The following is a 15,784-nucleotide window of genomic DNA, read 5'->3' as shown; positions in this document are numbered from 1 at the left end:
GTTTATTAAAGTAAATTACTGCTGCATTTTTCGCATATTCCCGTAACCACGAGATTAACATCCTCTGCCAAATATCCATCTGGCAAATTGATATGCGGGATTTTTTGTTCCGTTAAACAAACTGTTTCGTCACAGTTAGTGCAATGAAAATGTAAATGCAAATCCTGTTCTATTTCACAATTACAGCCTTCTTCACAAAGTGCGTATTTAGAGATTCCAGTTCCGTCATCTATGTGATGCACCACGTTTTTTTCTTCAAACGTTTTTAGGGTTCGGTACAATGTGGTTCTATCCGCTTTTGCGAAAGCATTCTCAATATCAGTCAGGGCGATGGCGGCATCCCTATCGGCCATATACTTATAAATCAAGATGCGCATTGCGGTGGGACGCACGTTATGGTCATTTAATGTTTTTTCAATTTCAGTCATTTTGTGCGGTGTTATAATTGATATTTTTAGCTTTATTGTAGGCTTCATAGCCTTCTTTTGCAGCGTACGGAACGATAAGTAATGCCGCCACAGGATCTGCCCACCACCAGCCTAACCAGTTGACCAATAGCAATCCTATAAGTACGACCACGGTTTGGTATAAGCAAATAAAGGTGTCTTTAGCATCAGCCAGCAAGGCTGGACTGTCTAATTTCTTTCCATACTTTCTTTTGAAATAGATCAGGATAGGATTTACAACCAGGGAAACCAATAATATAATCAGTCCCATCGTGCTCCAGTTTGCGGTTTCTTTATTTATAAGCTTTGTAATGGAATCGTAGGAAATGAAAATACAGATGAGCGTAAAGGAAACTGCAATTACGTTTAACGTGATTTTTTGTCTTCGTTTTACTTTTTCTTCATCGATACCTTTAATCTCGCCGTGTAGTCGCCAGCCTAATGTTCCCGCACTAACCACTTCAATCGTGCTGTCCAATCCCCAACCTATCAGAGCCGAACTATTTGCCGTAAATCCAGCAATAAGCGAGACCGCAACTTCAATAACATCGTAGATGACGTTCCAAATCTGTAAGGTTCTTGCTACTTTTAAGTTTTTCTTTCTTTTTTCTTTCATTCCATTTTAATCATCGTCACCAAGTTCCCCTTTTTTCATCTCTCCCATAAGGTAATAGGCATTATTAAAGGCAAAATGAGTATTTGGGTCTGGGGTTTCAAAAAAACGTATGGCTATCCAGTCACCATCCTTCTCGCCCGTAGTGACTTCTACTGGTATAAAACTCCAAGTGTTGCCTTCCCTTTGCGCTTTAAACACATAATCCCTACCACCTTCTGTAATAATGGCACTTTCTGGTAATGCGGTTTCAGCGGTTTCATCGTTATCAACTTCAATCCTACCTTTAATGTACATTCCTGAGATAAGACCACCACCTTTGTTCTCAATTTCTGCGTGTACGTGCACCGCTTTAGGATCTTGCTCGAAGGTTTTTCCTACTGAATAAATTTCGGCAACGAGTTCCGTTCCTGGTCTTGATTGAACGCTAAATCGTACTTGTTGACCTTTTTTTACCCTATCAACATCTTTTTCGAAAACCATTAAATCTGCGTGTACGTGGTCTGTATCTACTATTTCCATTAGGTTGGTCTGTGGCTCCACATATTGTCCAGTTTTTATAAAAACTTTTTCTACAACCCCTGCAATGGGACTGCGCAATGCAACACGCTGGTAGATAGTGCCATTGCGCACGCCATTCACATTGATGTTGTACTGTCGCAATTGTGCTTCCAGCCCGTTTACCATTGCGGTAGATGACTGATAGTCTGCCGTTGCCTTTTGGAAATTCATACCAGATGCCACACCAGCTTCATAAAGCCTTTTTTGACGTTCGTATTCTTGTTTTAAAAACCGACTGTTGCTGTGTGCATTTAAGTAATCGCTCTGTATCTGTATGATGCTGGGATGTGAGAGATAGGCAACCGCTTGATTTTTTTTCACTTCATCACCTTCTATTACTTCTATGGATGCCACATTTGCTCCTGTTATGGCGGTAATGGATGCTTCGTTTTGGGGTGGTACTTCCAGCGTGCCATTTGTTTCTACATAACCGCTCATATAACGTTGTGAGAGCGTGTCAATTTCCATCTGTAAGGCTTCAAACTGCTGTGCCGTGAGCATTACTTCCTTAGCTTCGCCTTCCATATTATCTTCTTCATCTTCCCCTTCAGAGTGATTTTCTTCTGTTTCAGAATGGGTGGCTTCATCGTGGCCATCTTCAGTTTTTGACTCGCCACAGCTGAATAATGTCAATGCCATAAGCATTGTGGTAATCGGTATATATTTTAATTTTTTCATCTTTTTTTAGTTTTGGAAATATTGTAGTTTAAACAAGGCTTCTAAATAATTATCGAGTGCGTCCAGTGCATCCATTTCGGTCTGTATGGCATCACGTATAATTTGCGTGAATGCTGCATAATCAAGCGCACCTTCTTTGTAGGCGAGCAATGCGCCTTTGCGCTGGTCTATGGCAAGTGGCAGAGCTTCGGTTTTATAGAAAAACCAAGTATCTCGCCATCGTGTATAATTTTGCTGTGCTTGTGTATATTGGGATTGCAGCTCGCGTTGTTTGAATGCGGCATTGGTTTCTGCAATCTGTGCATCCAGTTTAGCAGCTTTTGCGCGGCTGCGGTCTGGGCCAGAAAACAGCGGTATGGAAATCCCTGCCTGATAGGTGTAGAAACCACTATCGCCATTTACACGTTGCAGGCCACCTTGCAGATTAAACTGGGGCAGTAAGCTTGCCCTTGCTGCATCATAGCTTGCTTGTGCTTCGTCTATACGCTTTCGCGAAAGCGATAACTCGGGATGTTCATCCAATGTATCATCAGTCTCTAACACCGAAATTTCGGTAGCTTCAAATTCATCAGCTACGGTGTACATCGTATCTGGTGTCAACCAAAGATTGAGTTTTTGTAATGCGATTAAATAATCTGTTTCTGCCTGCTGAAACCTGTTGGTTATCTGTAACGCTTGATTGCGCGCAGCAGCATATTCCAGTCTCGAAATGGCTTCGACTTCAAAATTGAGTTCTACAGATTGTGCAAATTGACCATAAATGCTGTCCAGTTCTCGATAAAGAACAAATTTCTTCTTTGCCTGAAAAGCTTCTGACCAGGCTTTTTTGACTTCCAGTTCTATCTGGATTTCAGATAGGTCAAAAGCTGTTTCGGCTAACTGGATGCGTTGTTGTTGCAAGCGTTTTTTGGCACCTATTCCCAATAGATCAATATTTTGTTGACCGATACCTATCAAGGTATAAATGCCCTGACCATCTGCCACTTCTTCGCCACCTGTAAATACTTTAGTATTACCGAAGTCATAGGCATTGCCCGTGAGTGCGCTCTGTCTTTCTATTTCGAGTTGGCTCGTCTTGAGTGCTGGATAATTCTCTTTGGCAATTTCTACAGCCCGAGATAAGGTAATGGGTGTAATGCTATCCTGAACAATGAGGTCTGGCACAGGTGCTTGTGTTTGTTGCGCTTTCGCCAAAGCGGTACCACCTAACATAAAACCAAGTATTAAAATCGTGGTCAATGCTTGCGGATTAAACGAACCAATCTTGTTCTGGTCTTTGCGCTCACGTCGCTTTTCTATAAAGATATAGAGTACAGGAAGTACTATCAACGTGAGTAGGGTGGCCGTAAGCATCCCACCAATAACTACCGTAGCGAGCGGTTGTTGCACCTCTGCACCGGCTGATGTGGAAAATGCCATAGGTAAAAACCCAAAAATATCTGTGGTAGCCGTGAGCATAATGGGGCGAATACGTTCTTTAGTCCCTTGAAATATTCTATCCTTTATGCTTGTAACACCTTCTTCCTTTAAAGAATTAAATCGGTTAATAAGTACCAGCCCGTTAAGAACTGCGACACCAAATAGCACAATAAATCCTACACCTGCCGAAATACTAAATGGCATATCTCGAAGCCATAAAGCAAACACACCACCAATGGCCGCCAAGGGTATCGCGATGTAAATCATTAGCGATTGTGAAAAGGATTTTAAGGCAAAGTATAACAGTACAAATATCAAGAACAGGGCGATGGGCACAACAATTGTTAAACGATCCTTAGCGCTTTGTAGGTTTTCAAACTCTCCACCATAGGTAATATAATATCCTGATGGCAAGTCCAGTTCTTCATCTAACTTTTGTTGTATATCTTTTACAACAGACTCCACATCTCTGCCTCGTGCATTTACACCTACATAGGTTCTTCTATACGTATTGTCACGTGAGATTTGCATAGGTCCAGGCACGTATTCAATCTCTGCTATTTCAATAATGGGTACCTGGCTTCCATCCTTAAGATCGATGTACATCGTGCGCAGGTCATCAATACTTTTTCTATGGCTTTCATCAAATCGTACCACCAGATCAAATCGTTTCTCGCCTTCAAAAATGACGCCAGCGGTACCACCTGCAAAAGCAGTACTTATGTAATCATTTACTTTTTGAATATCCAGTCCATATTGCGCCATTTTATCTCGTCTGAACTTTACGGTCATTTGTGGTAGTCCAGCTGTACGTTCTGCACTCACATCGCCCGCGCCAGGAACGGTCTTTATAATAGCTGCCATTTCCTGAACCTTGTCTGATAACACCTCTAAATCTTCGCCATATAGCTTTACTGCAATATCCTCTCTTACGCCTTCTAAAAGCTCATTAAATCTTAATTCGACCGGTTGGGTAAATGATAAATTAACCCCGACGAGTTCATCATCCAGTTTATCCCTTATGGCTTCAATCAAACCTTCTTTAGTAGAAGCAGTTGTCCACTCGTCCATATCCTTATTGAGAATGATGTACATATCTGCAATATCCATAGGCATAGGATCTGTAGGTATATCTGCCACACCTATACGTGCTGTTACCGTTTTAATTTCAGGAAAATTTTCTAATAGGATAGTTTCTATTTTCTTTGAAACTTCAATGGATTCTGTGAGCGAGCTTCCTGGTCTTATAAACGCCTGCATTGCTATATCTCCTTCATCGAGCTGCGGCACAAATTCTCCACCCATATTAGAAAATATAAAACCAGCAATAATAAGTAGAACAGCAGAAGATGATAACACGATAAGCTTAAGCCGCAGTGCACCTTTTAATAATGGCTTATAAGCACTATGTATAGCACCAATAATTTTATCACTTATCTTTTCAAGCCAACGCTCAAATTTGCCAAACCAGCTTTTGGTGTTTTGAACTGGTTTCATAAAAAGCGCAGACATCATTGGGACATAGGTAAGACACAGAAAATTGCACCTATCATAGCAAAACCAAAGGTGTATGCCATCGGTTTGAACATTTTACCTTCTACACCTGTAAGGAAAAGTATAGGTGTAAAAACTATAAGGATAATGATCTGCCCGAAAAAAGCAGAACCCATCATCGTGGTTCCGGCATCATAGGCTACTTTATCCATTACGCCTTGATTGAATTTTAGCTTTCCAGACCTAATCCGTTTTTGGATCTCATACACCGTTCCTTCTATAATAATCACGGCACCATCTATAATAATCCCAAAGTCTATAGCTCCCAAGCTCATTAAGTTTGCCCATACATTAAATTGCTTCATTAATATAAAGGCAAAAAGCAAGGACAACGGTATGGTCGTGGCCGTTATGATGCCACCTCTTAAACTACCCAACAATAAAACAAGGGCAAATATCACGATTAGGGCGCCTTCCAGTAAATTGGTTTTAACGGTATCGGTCGTTCTGGCAATTAGCTCACTACGATCAATGATAGGGGCGATAGTGAGACCTTCTGGCAGGGATTTTTCAATTTCTGCCATACGATTCTTAACATTTTGGATAACCGCATTAGGGTTTGAACCTTTTAGCATCATTATTATTCCTCCCACGGCTTCCTTACCGTCTTGCGTAAAAGCACCATAACGTACCTGATTCCCAAAATGGACGCGTGTTGCAACATCTCCAATAGTTACGGGAATGTTGCCCTCGTTAATAATCGAAATATCTTTAATGTCTTCCAAAGAGCGAATAAGACCTTCACCTCTTATGAAATTTGACATTTTATTTTTTTCTATGTAAGCACCGCCTGTATTCACATTGTTCCGAGCGAGAGCCTCATACACTTGTGAAATACTAATACCCAAACTATTCAACTTATCTGGGTTGACAGCGACCTCGTACTGTTTAATACTGCCTCCATAAGAGTTGACCTCTACCACGCCTTCCAGTAATGTGAGTTGTCGTTTGATAACCCAATCTTGCACGGTGCGCAGTTCCATAGGCGAATACTTGTTTTCAAAACCCTCCTCTGGCTTTATAGTGTATTCATAGATTTGACCTAAACCAGTAGAGATGGGACCCATAGATGGACTTCCAAATTTTTCAGGGATAGATTCGCCCAGTTCGTTTAGTTTTTCCTGTACCAGCTGTCGAGGAAGATAGGTTCCCATATCGTCTTCAAAAACGATAGTAACTACGGAAAGGCCAAAGCGTGAGATAGATCTTATTTCTGTAACGCCTGGTAAATTACCCATAGATAGTTCTACGGGATAGGTTACGAACTGTTCAATATCTTCCGTTCCCAGATTGGGCGATTGCGTGATGACCTGCACCTGATTATTGGTAATATCTGGGACAGACCCAAGGTTTACTGTTGCCATTGACCAAATGCCAACTCCTATAAGAGTCAACGTGAACAGACCAATGATGAATTTGTTATTGATTGAAAAATCAATGATTCTGTTAATCATAGATTAATGTATTAATTCAGTTAAAAAACGAGTTTGCGTTTTCGCGTAGCAAAAACATAGTTGAGCATTCCCATTAGGAAAACTTCAAAAAAGGATATAGTTATCCTATGAAAACTGAATTATGCCCGAGGTGGCTGAAAAAGGGAATGGGGAATATCTTTGCCAAGGTCATCGAAATGGGCAAAGAATTCTTGAGGAATAGCAGGCTGTAGCGGTTGAAATGCAACAAGCCCAAAATTTATCGTGTGAACGTGACAACAATGACATTGACAGAAAGGCGAGCATAACTCACAGTCTTGGTCGTGGTCGCCATCAATATCAATTACTGTAACAACTTGGGTATCATCGGCACTATTTGTCGCATCGCTACAAGGCTCTACATTGAGTGCCAAGAAATAAAACGATAAAATGATTGCTACAACTTTCACAATGCAAAGATAAAAATATTTTGGTGCAACTGTGTTGCAAATGATTTTTACAACGAATCAATCACACTTCCGCAAGTCAACATTGCATCGCCATAGTATGGATTTCTTATTTCTTCTTCCATACTTAACCATACCGCACCTTTATTGTTATTTGCCATAGGGCATTTCTGAATGTAATAATTTGTCGAGTTTTCTATGCTCATTGCAATAGGCACGATATTCTCGTTTAGAATGACGAAGTGAGCGCGCTGGTTTTCCAGATTATCATTGTTTGCAATGGCATCCAGCATCTCAATACTTTTGGTTAAATGTTGTTTTTCCATCGTACCTAAATCATCAGTCGATATTGCTTTTAATTTTTCTGATGTCGCTTTCGCGAAAGCGGAAACTTGACTTGCATCGCTTGCTACAAGGGCATCTTTCATTTTGAGATATGATGGTAATGCTTTGTCGAAATCAGAACTAAACGCATTACTGAAACTCATTTCCATATCACCCATCATAGCCGATTCATCCTGCATCATCTGCTGATTCATCATTGATTTTTTACCCTGTAATTGTGCTGCTGCATCTACCGTAAACGTTCCATTGGTAACAATTTCATCGCCGTTATCTAATCCAGCCGATAATTGGTAAGTTTCGCCAGAGCGATTGCCCAAGGTTACTTCGCGCATTTCAAATACAGGCTCGTTAGGATTGGTTTTTACATATACCAATGAGCGCTCGCCCGTCCATAGTACAGCACTTGCAGGAACAGAAAGTGTATTTTCCATAGTTTGTGTTGCCCCTTCAACCTTACCTGTAACAAACATTCCTGGCTTAAATAGGTCTTCTCTATTTTGAAGCGTTGCCCGCACCGTTACCGTTCGTGTCGAATTATTTAGAACAGGGTCAATAAAAGAAATTGTTCCTTCAAATTCTTTGTTTGGAAAGGCGTTAGTCGTGATATTGATTTTTTGCCCAACGTTGAATTGTGCTATTTGATTTTCATAGGCATCAAATTCTGCCCAAACCGAATTGAGGTTGCTCAACTTTAAAATAGGCTGTCCTTGATTTACATAATCGCCCTGTGCTGCCATTACTTCTGAAACCGTTCCGGAAACCGTTGCATAAATCCGGAAATTCTCACGTACCGTTCCACTTTCTTCTATGGCATTGATTTGCGTATCTGATAGTTTCCAGTTTTTGAGCTTGCTGCGAACAGCTTTGTATAAAGCAGGTTGCGATTCCTTAAGCGATGCTGCGGTAATCAATTCCTGTTGTGCCGCTACAAGGTCCGGTGCGTAAATGGTTGCCAATAACTGACCACGATTTACTTGCTGACCTTCATAGTTAACGTTGAGTTGTTCTATCCTACCTTTGAAATAGCTGGATTGTACGGTATTGTTTTCTTCGTTTGCCGCTATTTTTCCCGAAAGGGATATCATCCCATCATCATCGCCAGCTTTTGCATTTCCTACAATAGTAGTCTGGATATTTGCTAACGCCATTGCGTTTTCAGTCATTTTTATCTCGTTTGCAGCGAGACCATCTGCACCAGCTTCAGCAGGGATTAAGTCCATTCCACATATTGGGCAATCACCAGCTTCGGGTTGCATAATCTGTGGGTGCATAGAGCACGTCCACATCTGTTCTGCGCTCTCGCCAGAGTGGTCGTGGTCGGACATATCAGACGTATCCTTATTTGCTGCATTGTCTGAGCTATTTCCAAAAATGAGCCAGCCTGCGCCCAAACCTATGATAACGGCTATTACTATATATAAAATGTTCTTTTTCATATTCATAATTTTATTTTCCTAATTTCAAAATATTAAGAGCGCCACGGACAACTACTATAAAAACGATTGCGCCTACAATCAAATCAGGCAATCGTGAGCCAGTCCATAGTACCAAAACCCCAGCAACAATAACCCCGGAGTTAATGATAACATCATTTGATGTGAAAATCATACTGGCCTGCATATGGGCTTCCTTACTTTTAGATTTTTGAAGAAGAAATAGACATAGCCCGTTGGCCAATAGCGCCAATATTGAGACTATAATCATTGTTTTAAAATCCGGAACTTCGGTTGGATTTATAAACCTTCTCACTATTTCTACAATTCCTATAACCGCAAGAAGTATCTGAAAATAACCGGCAGTGGTCGCTATTCTTTTTTTAAGTAGTTGGGAACCGCCTACTGCAAAAAGACTTAAACCATATACAAATGAATCTGCCAGCATATCCAGACTGTCTGCAACAAGCCCCATTGATTTTGAAATCAATCCTGTAGTCATTTCAATGACAAAAAACATAAAATTGATAATCAAAACTGACCACAGTAGCCTACTCTGGTTGCTTGCTTCTTCCGCAATTACTTCATCGGTTGGTTCTGAGGAAATCAATTCTTCATTAAACTTCAGGTCTGCAATGGCTTCCTGAATTTCTTCCAAGTTGCCATTATGGAAAACCGTAAGTTTTCTGTTGGGAATATCGAAATCCAATTTTGAAATTCGACCAACTGAATCCAACTTCATCCGAATCATAGATTCCTCAGAAGGACAATCCATTCTCACTATTTTGAATATTGATTTATCCACTTTGTTTTACTCGTTTTCTAAACGCTCAATCATCGCCTTCATTTCAGCAATTTCCCTACGTTGCGCTTTAATGATTTCTTCAGCCAATTTTTTGACTTCAGGGTCTTCAATATCTGCTCGTTCACTTGTTAAAATTGCAATGGAATGGTGTGGTATCATTGCTTTCATCCAAAGTACATCGCCCACGGTGGATTTTTGGTCGCGTACCAGTCCCAATGCACCTACAAAGAGAACGATACTTCCCAAGACTATGGCAATATTCTTTTTTTTGTTTTGATACATACCGCGCATTGCTACAAACATTATAATGGCCATGGCAGCGATACCGAGACAGACCATATAGAAACGCGTAAGGCTGAACCATACATGGTCCCATTCATAGGTGTTTAAATACATTGTAATATACATTGCTACAAAAGAGCAAGCGAGCATCGCTACAAAACGTGTGTAATGATTTTTTGATTTTCCTGAATTTGTGTGTTCGTTTGCATCCATAATTTTTGGTTTTATTTGTTACCAATTATTTAATTTTCTTTTTCAGTTTTCTGATTGATGGGGAACTGATATACCATAAAACGAAACCGCTTAAGACGGTTATCAATCCCAAAAGTGAAAATGCCCTTAACAACAATGTGTTGAAATTATCCCTTCCCTGATAATCCATTGTATGGGTCATCCAAAGAAAATCAAACCAGCGCCAATCCCTGTGTCTCACCGTTTGAAAAGCGCCATTTTCAACCGCCACATAGGCTTTTAAATTTTGTGGTGTCTCATACGAGATTTCATAAGCTGGAAGTGGGCGACCGCGATATTCGTGATGTGGCCCTACAGAATCGACTAATTGAATTTGTACTATTTCCAAATCGTTCAACATATACCTACTTGCAACTTGTTGTGCCTCTTTTTTAGAAATTCCATTTTTCCTTTGCCCCGTTTTTGCATTATAAAGCCGTGCTTCATTAATCCAATAGTAAGGTTCATTTGCTATTTCCAGTAGTTCCAAAGATTGGACGGGTTCTTTTATGGCCAGTTGGGATGTGCCGAGCAAATTATCAAAAGAGGTCTGCACAGGTGCCGCTTTCTTAAAATGGTCGCCGTGTATCTCGTCAATGTCCGTCCAGCTGAAATACATCCCGCTAATTGTCCACATCAAAAACTGAACACCTAAAAAAACACCCAAATAGCGGTGTGCTTTTCTAATCCATTTCGCTGTTTTTCTGTTCACCATTTTACTTTATTTCAAAAGGAAATCCAATCGTGACTTTTTCCCAACCCATTGAGATTTTTCCTGAAGTCTCTGTTGTTTTGTTTACTTTATACTCTAAATGTTCCTTGATTTTTTCGGAAATTTTAGGTGTTACTTTAAATCGTAATACATCATCATTTTCAGTATAGTCGTCCTTACCGTGTTGGTTCCAATTCCTGTTGAAAATGACAGTCCATTCTTCTTCATTCGGAATTACAAAAAATCCATATTTCCCGGCTTTCAATACCTTGCCGTCAATTTCTAAATCCTTATTTGTTTCCAACCAAGTAGCCATATGGGCACCAGCCTGCCAGACTTGGTCGTACGCCAACAGTCCACCGAAAATAATTCTATCCCTTACGCCTGGCGACGAATAATCTATATGGATATGAGCATCACCTATCATCGCCATTGCCGATGTATGTGGACTTAGGGTTTTTTTGTTCTCAGATTTAGGTTCACTCTGGGTATGATCGTGTTCTGTCTCTATTTTGGGATTGTTCTTTTCTTCGTTTTTACAACCGATGACAACAACTACCAATAGGATTATCAAAATTTTATATTTCATAAGTATTCAATTAGTTGGATTATATGTTTTTACTTTTTAGACGTAATGAGTTGGCAATTACCGAAACCGAACTAAAGCTCATTGCCAAGGCCGCAATCATTGGCGATAAGAGTATTCCGAAAAACGGGTACAGTAGTCCTGCTGCAATAGGGATACCCAGCGTGTTATAAATCATTGCAAAAAAGAGGTTTTGTTTGATATTGCGCATTACTGCATCACTTAGGTTTCTTGCCTTTACGATACCGTGTAAATCGCCTTTCACCAAGGAAATGGCTGCACTTTCAATGGCAACGTCCGTTCCTGTTCCCATTGCGATACCTACATCACTTTTAGCGAGTGCAGGTGCATCGTTTATTCCGTCGCCTGCCATTGCAACCACTTTACCCTGTCCTTGTAATTTCTCGACTTCTTGTAATTTGTTTTCCGGTAGCATACTTGCTTGAAAATCGGCAAGGTTAAGTTCATCTGCGACAGCTTTGGCTGTATCGTGATTATCACCAGTAAGCATAATGACCGCAATTCCCTTATTCTGCAAATCCTTGATAGCTTTTGCACTCGTTTCCTTGATTTTATCACCTATGACCACGTAGCCTACAACTTGACCTTCTACAGCGAGATAGGAAACCGTTTTCCCTTGTTTTTGGTAGGATTGTGCCTCGTTTTCCATAGCTTCGGTAAGTGTGGCATTGCCCTGTTCCATCATTTTAGCATTACCCAAGGCTACTTTTTTATTGTTCACTTTACCTTCAACGCCTTTTCCAGTAACTGCGTTAAATCCATCTGCTTTTAAAAACTCTGCGTTTTGTTCTTTTCCATATTTTACGGTGGCTTCCGCCAGCGGATGTTCACTTTGGCTGTTCAAGGAAACAATGTATTGTAGTACTTCGGTTTCGGTAAAACCCTTCTCAAAAGAACCCACTTTCTCAACTGTAGGTTTTCCTTCGGTTATCGTTCCGGTCTTATCGACAATGAGAGTATCTACCTTATCCATTTTCTCAAGGGCTTCAGCATTCTTGATAAGCACCCCATTTTGTGCGCCTTTACCAACACCGACCATTACGGACATAGGTGTCGCAAGCCCCAAAGCACACGGACAGGCGATAATTAATACGGCAATCGCATTGACCAAAGCATAAACATAGGCTGGCTCTGGGCCCCAAATCGCCCAAACGCCGAATGTCACAGCAGCGATGATGACCACGATTGGCACGAAATATCCCGAAACGGTATCGGCCAACTTTTGGATGGGTGCACGGCTTCGACTGGCATCATTGACCATCTGTATAATCTGTGATAACAGGGTGTCAGACCCAACCTTTTCAGCTTTCATCAAGAAGGACTGATTGCCGTTGATAGTTCCGCTACTTACTTTATCATCTACTGATTTGTTTACAGGAATGGGTTCGCCTGTAATCATCGATTCATCGATGGAAGTTTCGCCTTCGGTAATAACGCCATCCACAGGAATCTTATCGCCCGGCTTCACACGTAGGATATCGCCCAATTCAATTTCATCGATGGCCACTTCCTGTTCTTCCCCATCAACTACCTTTATAGCCTTGTTAGGTGCCAATTTTAAAAGTTCCTTGACTGCGGAATTGGTCTTGCTATGCGCACGAGCTTCGAGGACTTGACCAAGTAGAACCAAAGTTAGAATCACCGTAGCAGCCTCAAAATAGACGTGAACCGTACCGGCTTCGGTCTTGAATTGGTCAGGGAAAAAATCGGGTACGAGCATCCCGAACACGCTGAAGAGCCAAGCAACGCCAGCACCGATACCGATAAGCGTAAACATATTTAAGTTCCAAGTCTTTATACTGCGGTAGGCACGTTCAAAGAACATCCAAGTAGCGTAGAATACCACAGGAATAGAAAGCGCAAATTGAATCCAGTTCCAATATTTTAATTCTAAAACATCATATAAGGGGTTGTTGGGCAGCATTTCGGACATTGCAATGATAAAAATGGGCAATGTGAAAGCGACCGCTATCCAGAACTTTTTAAGAAGTTTTTTATAGGTCTTTTCCTCTGCGGATAAATCGGGTTCCATAGGCACTAAATCCATCCCACAAATTGGACAGCTTCCCGGTTCATCCTTAATAATTTCGGGATGCATCGGACAGGTATATTGGGTGTCGGAAGTAGCCGTTAGGTTAACTTCTTCAACCAAATCCATTCCGCAAACAGGACAGTCGCCTGGTTTGTCGTAAGTCTTGTCGCCCTCGCAATGCATCGGACAGTAAAATGTTCCCGTTCCTTGACCTTTGGGTTTCTCAACTTTCTTCTTATCGTGGGTATGCTGATGTTCGCCATTTTGATGGATACTGTATTGCCCACCATCGGCTTTAAGCGCCTCTTGAAATTTCTCTATTGGAATATGGGATTCCATTTCTATGGTCGCTTCGGCTTTTTCTAAATCAACTGTTACTTTTGAAACACCATCCACTTTAGACAGCGTTTCCTCTACGTGACTTCGACAACCATTGCAGGTCATTCCGTGTATGTGGTAGGTGTGTTTCATTTTATGATTGGCTAAAAATTATTTAACATTTCTTGATGATGAATGTGTTTTTACTATCTGCCATTTTTCATCTATCTTCTTAAGGATAGAAGTCGCCACCCCTTTTTTCTTTATGGTTCGAGTATTGGCTTTATCATCGGGATTGAGAACTATGGTGTAGACATAAGTTTCGGTAGTAAACGCATAGGGCAAATCTACTTCTGCATCAATTTCATAATCTGAAAATTCAAACTTCTTGAAATGCCCCAATTCTGGACCCAAATGATGTTCTATATAGTGGGCATAGGTGCCTTCAACACCACCAGATTCAAAAACCTCGGAATCTTCTGTAAATAAGTCAAAAGTACCTTCGGTTGTCAAGTTTTGTAGCGCATCTTTGTAGGTTTTCATTACTTTAAGCACGGCTTGCTTTTCTGTGTTTGTATCTTGTCCGAACACTTGGCTTGTTGCTATTATAATTAATGCGAATATTGTAGTTTTTCTAAGTGCATTCATCCTGTTTATTTTTAAGAATTTTTACTCAAATTCATTTATATCATTATTCATCTTTCTAATATTTTTTATTGTGCCTGACAAGGGAAGGGCTACTAACTAACCAACCATCAACTTTCCCTTCCCATATCAGGACTTTATTCCAAACTGTCTTTTAACGCTGTCATATAATCTATTATCATCCTCTTATCTTCATCTGAAAGAATTGCATCTTTATGAATGAGTGTATAAGAATCCAAGGGCATTTTATCTTCTTCGATTTGGCTTATGATAGACCGAAGTTTACTATTCTTTCGCCGGTCTGAATATGTTGCCCATTCATTAAAATTAAGTTCGTCCTTACCTTCTTGTATGTGATCTTCCAGAAACCAAGCCGCAGGCTGTATCTTACTATACCACGGATAATCTGTATTATTACTGTGGCAATCGTAGCAAGAAACCTGCAACCGATTTTTTATCGTTGCAGGCACTTGATTTTCGACCATAAAATCACTTTGCGGTACATAATCGCTCTCGTTCAGGATTATTGGAAAGAACTGAATCACTACCAATGCCACAAGGGCAAGCCACGCTATGATTTTTAAAAACTTCAATTAGTTGATTTCTCGCTGTACTTTACCGCATTTCAACATTTTATCACCGAAATAGGGGTTTCTAATTTCTTCGTTCATACTAAGCCAAGCACCACCTTTATTGTTATCATACATTGGGCAGAATTGCTCATAAAGCTTCATCCCTGTTCCCGTAATGGCAACCATATCTGTAACATCTTTACTCAATACTTTGAAATGCTCACGCTGATGTTTGATGTCACTTTCTGAAATATGCTCTGCGTGTTCCGTAGCATCTTCGATAATGTCATTCAATTCTGATTTTTCACTTTCAGAATATTTTGATGCATCAAAAGATTTAAGAGATTTAACCAATGTGCCTCCCATTTCCTTTGCTTTATCATTATCATCGCCTACGAGGGCATCTTTAAGACTGAAATAGTCATTAAGAACCGCTTGTGCATTCCCATCTCCGTTCATTGCCATTTCCTTTTTCTCGCTATCATGATGCCCATCGGAATTATCGTGGTTCATTTTTGAATGGTCTTCCTCAGTACTCGTTTCAGAATTGGTACTGCTTTCTGTTTTAGCATCTTTACAAGACACTACTGTTAAGGTTACAAATGCTATTGCAACCACTCCTAATACTAATTTTAATTTGCTCATTTTTTGT

General features: G+C 40.5%; 13 protein-coding genes and 1 pseudogene. All 14 read right to left on the bottom strand.

What is annotated here, in order from left to right; all coding sequences use genetic code 11:
- Positions 1-5: 5 nt before the first annotated feature.
- On the bottom strand, positions 6-428 hold the full coding sequence (locus tag GO009_RS16125; RefSeq protein WP_015361364.1) for a Fur family transcriptional regulator: 423 nt from the start codon (positions 426-428) through the stop codon (positions 6-8).
- A complete protein-coding gene (locus tag GO009_RS16120; protein WP_116216549.1) occupies positions 421-1,062 on the bottom strand; it encodes a cation diffusion facilitator family transporter in 642 nt (213 codons plus the stop codon). Before GO009_RS16120 ends, GO009_RS16125 begins: the two co-directional genes overlap by 8 nt.
- A gap of 6 nt (positions 1,063-1,068) precedes the next feature.
- Positions 1,069-2,298 carry an efflux RND transporter periplasmic adaptor subunit gene (locus tag GO009_RS16115; protein WP_127139843.1) on the bottom strand — a complete coding sequence of 410 codons (1,230 nt, stop codon included), beginning with the start codon at positions 2,296-2,298 and terminating at the stop codon, positions 1,069-1,071.
- A gap of 6 nt (positions 2,299-2,304) precedes the next feature.
- Positions 2,305-6,725 (bottom strand): annotated as a pseudogene (locus GO009_RS16110) (CusA/CzcA family heavy metal efflux RND transporter).
- Between the two features lie 119 nt (positions 6,726-6,844).
- Positions 6,845-7,153, bottom strand: a complete 309-nt coding sequence (locus GO009_RS17860; RefSeq protein WP_313790239.1) for a DUF6660 family protein — start codon at positions 7,151-7,153, stop codon at positions 6,845-6,847.
- A gap of 47 nt (positions 7,154-7,200) precedes the next feature.
- Positions 7,201-8,931, bottom strand: coding sequence for an efflux RND transporter periplasmic adaptor subunit (locus GO009_RS16105; RefSeq protein WP_163627706.1), 1,731 nt, complete (start codon positions 8,929-8,931; stop codon positions 7,201-7,203).
- A 10-nt stretch (positions 8,932-8,941) separates the two neighbouring features.
- The gene (locus GO009_RS16100) at positions 8,942-9,733 is read right to left on the bottom strand and encodes a cation diffusion facilitator family transporter (RefSeq protein ID WP_206513104.1); all 792 of its coding nucleotides are present in this window, start codon (positions 9,731-9,733) and stop codon (positions 8,942-8,944) included.
- A 6-nt stretch (positions 9,734-9,739) separates the two neighbouring features.
- Complete coding sequence (locus GO009_RS16095; protein ID WP_127139838.1) at positions 9,740-10,228, bottom strand: DUF305 domain-containing protein; 489 nt, start codon at positions 10,226-10,228, stop codon at positions 9,740-9,742.
- Positions 10,229-10,253: 25 nt separating this feature from the next.
- Positions 10,254-10,961 (bottom strand): PepSY domain-containing protein, encoded by a 708-nt coding sequence (locus GO009_RS16090; protein WP_127139837.1) that lies wholly within the window; start codon positions 10,959-10,961, stop codon positions 10,254-10,256.
- Position 10,962: 1 nt separating this feature from the next.
- Positions 10,963-11,547 (bottom strand): DUF2911 domain-containing protein, encoded by a 585-nt coding sequence (locus GO009_RS16085; protein ID WP_127139836.1) that lies wholly within the window; start codon positions 11,545-11,547, stop codon positions 10,963-10,965.
- Positions 11,548-11,566: 19 nt separating this feature from the next.
- Positions 11,567-14,068 (bottom strand): heavy metal translocating P-type ATPase, encoded by a 2,502-nt coding sequence (locus tag GO009_RS16080; RefSeq protein WP_127139835.1) that lies wholly within the window; start codon positions 14,066-14,068, stop codon positions 11,567-11,569.
- Between the two features lie 18 nt (positions 14,069-14,086).
- Positions 14,087-14,563, bottom strand: coding sequence for a nuclear transport factor 2 family protein (locus tag GO009_RS16075; protein WP_127139834.1), 477 nt, complete (start codon positions 14,561-14,563; stop codon positions 14,087-14,089).
- A gap of 134 nt (positions 14,564-14,697) precedes the next feature.
- Positions 14,698-15,153 carry a heme-binding domain-containing protein gene (locus GO009_RS16070; RefSeq protein WP_127139833.1) on the bottom strand — a complete coding sequence of 152 codons (456 nt, stop codon included), beginning with the start codon at positions 15,151-15,153 and terminating at the stop codon, positions 14,698-14,700.
- Positions 15,154-15,777: a DUF3347 domain-containing protein gene (locus GO009_RS16065; RefSeq protein WP_127139832.1), complete on the bottom strand. Its 624-nt coding sequence runs from the start codon at positions 15,775-15,777 to the stop codon at positions 15,154-15,156. It abuts the gene before it with no gap.
- Between the last annotated feature and the right edge of the window lie 7 nt (positions 15,778-15,784).

Origin of the sequence: Allomuricauda sp. TY007, assembly GCF_010468565.1 — a bacterium.
Classification (GTDB): Bacteria; Bacteroidota; Bacteroidia; order Flavobacteriales; family Flavobacteriaceae; genus Flagellimonas.
This window is presented reverse-complemented; position numbering and strand designations above follow the sequence as displayed.